Consider the following 2,466-nt stretch of genomic DNA (forward strand, 5'->3'; position numbering starts at 1 on the left):
TGTGATGTGACTGCGTGCCTTTTGAAGAATGAGCCTGCGAGTTATGGTGTGTGGCGAGGTTAACCCGTGTGGGGGAGCCGTAGCGAAAGCGAGTCTGAATAGGGCGTTTGAGTCGCATGCTGTAGACCCGAAGCGGAGTGATCTACGCATGGGCAGGTTGAAGCTCAGGTAAGACTGGGTGGAGGACCGAACCCACCAGGGTTGAAAACCTGGGGGATGATCTGTGTGTAGGGGTGAAAGGCCAATCAAACTCCGTGATAGCTGGTTCTCCCCGAAATGCATTTAGGTGCAGCGTTGCGTGTTTCTTGCCGGAGGTAGAGCACTGGATGGCTAATGGGCCCGACAAGGTTACTGACGTCAGCCAAACTCCGAATGCCGGTAAGTGAGAGCGTGGCAGTGAGACTGCGGGCGATAAGGTTCGTAGTCGAGAGGGAAACAGCCCAGATCACCGACTAAGGCCCCTAAGCGTGTGCTAAGTGGGAAAGGATGTGGAGTCGCAGAGACAACCAGGAGGTTGGCTTAGAAGCAGCCACCCTTGAAAGAGTGCGTAATAGCTCACTGGTCAAGTGATTCCGCGCCGACAATGTAGCGGGGCTCAAGTACACCGCCGAAGTCGTGGCATTCATCACCTTGTGTGGTGGATGGGTAGGGGAGCGTCGTGCAGCCGGCGAAGCAGCAGAGTGATCTAGTTGTGGAGGCTGTGCGAGTGAGAATGCAGGCATGAGTAGCGAATCGAGGGTGAGAAACCCTCGCGCCGGATGACCAAGGGTTCCTGGGCCAGGCTAATCCGCCCAGGGTAAGTCGGGACCTAAGGCGAGGCCGACAGGCGTAGTCGATGGACAACGGGTTGATATTCCCGTACCCGCTTCAATGCGCCCATACTGAACCTCGTGATGCTAAGAGTCCTTAAGTCAGTTGCCTCTTCGGAGGCGATGTTAGGCCGAACGCTCGGTCCGATCGGGTAGTAGGTAAGCGATGGGGTGACGCAGGAAGGTAGTCCAGCCCAGGCGATGGTTGTCCTGGGGTAAGCATGTAGGGCGGAACGTAGGCAAATCCGCGTTCTTTATGCCTGAGATGTGATGCCGAGCCGATTGTGGTGAAGTGGATGATCCTATGCTGCCGAGAAAAGCCTCTAGTGAGTGTTGTGGCGGCCCGTACCCTAAACCGACTCAGGTGGTCAGGTAGAGAATACTAAGGCGATCGGGTGAACTGTGGTTAAGGAACTCGGCAAATTGCCCCCGTAACTTCGGGAGAAGGGGGACCTCTGTTGGTGATGAGTCTTGCACTCTGAGCTGGTGGGGGTCGCAGTGGCCAGGGGGAAGCGACTGTTTACTAAAAACACAGGTCCGTGCGAAGTCGTAAGACGATGTATACGGACTGACGCCTGCCCGGTGCCGGAACGTTAAGGGGACCGCTTAGTCCAGTTTTCTGGGCGAAGGTGAGAACTTAAGCGCCGGTAAACGGCGGTGGTAACTATAACCATCCTAAGGTAGCGAAATTCCTTGTCGGGTAAGTTCCGACCTGCACGAATGGCGTAACGACTTCCCCGCTGTCTCAACCGCAGACCCGGCGAAATTGCACTACGAGTAAAGATGCTCGTTACGCGCAGCAGGACGGAAAGACCCCGGGACCTTCACTACAGCTTGACATTGGCGTTTGGAGCGTCTTGTGTAGGATAGGTGGGAGACTGGGAAGCTCGGACGCTAGTTCGGGTGGAGTCATTGGTGAAATACCACTCTGGTCGTTTTGAACGTCTAACTCTGGTCCGTGATCCGGATCGGGGACAGTGTCTGGTGGGTAGTTTAACTGGGGCGGTTGCCTCCTAAAGGGTAACGGAGGCGCCCAAAGGTTCCCTCAGCCTGGTTGGCAATCAGGTGTTGAGTGTAAGTGCACAAGGGAGCTTGACTGTGAGACTGACGGGTCGAGCAGGAGCGAAAGCTGGGACTAGTGATCCGGCATCGGCGTGTGGAAGCGGTGTCGCTCAACGGCTAAAAGGTACCCCGGGGATAACAGGCTGATCTTCCCCAAGAGTCCATATCGACGGGATGGTTTGGCACCTCGATGTCGGCTCGTCGCATCCTGGGGCTGGAGTAGGTCCCAAGGGTTGGGCTGTTCGCCCATTAAAGCGGTACGCGAGCTGGGTTTAGAACGTCGCGAGACAGTTCGGTCCCTATCCGCTGCGCGCGCAGGAGACTTGAAAGGGGCTGTCCCTAGTACGAGAGGACCGGGACGGACGAACCTCTGGTGTGCCAGTTGTACCGCCAGGTGCACGGCTGGTTGGCTACGTTCGGAAGGGATAACCGCTGAAAGCATCTAAGCGGGAAGCTCGCCTTGAGATGAGGTCTCCCACCATGAGAGTGGGTAAGGCTCCCGGTAGACGACCGGGTTGATAGGCCGGAGGTGGAAGCACGGTAACGTGTGGAGCTGACCGGTACTAATAGGCCGAGGACTTGACCACAAAGCATA

The 2,466-nt window shown here is 56.6% G+C and carries 1 rRNA gene; it reads left to right on the top strand.

Annotated features, from left to right (window positions below):
* Positions 1-2,458: ribosomal RNA gene (locus tag AB0J69_RS61575) — 23S ribosomal RNA — on the top strand; the annotation flags it as partial.
* Positions 2,459-2,466: the final 8 nt, after the last annotated feature.

The organism is Nonomuraea sp. NPDC049709, from assembly GCF_040674815.1.
Lineage (GTDB): Bacteria > Actinomycetota > Actinomycetes > Streptosporangiales > Streptosporangiaceae > Nonomuraea.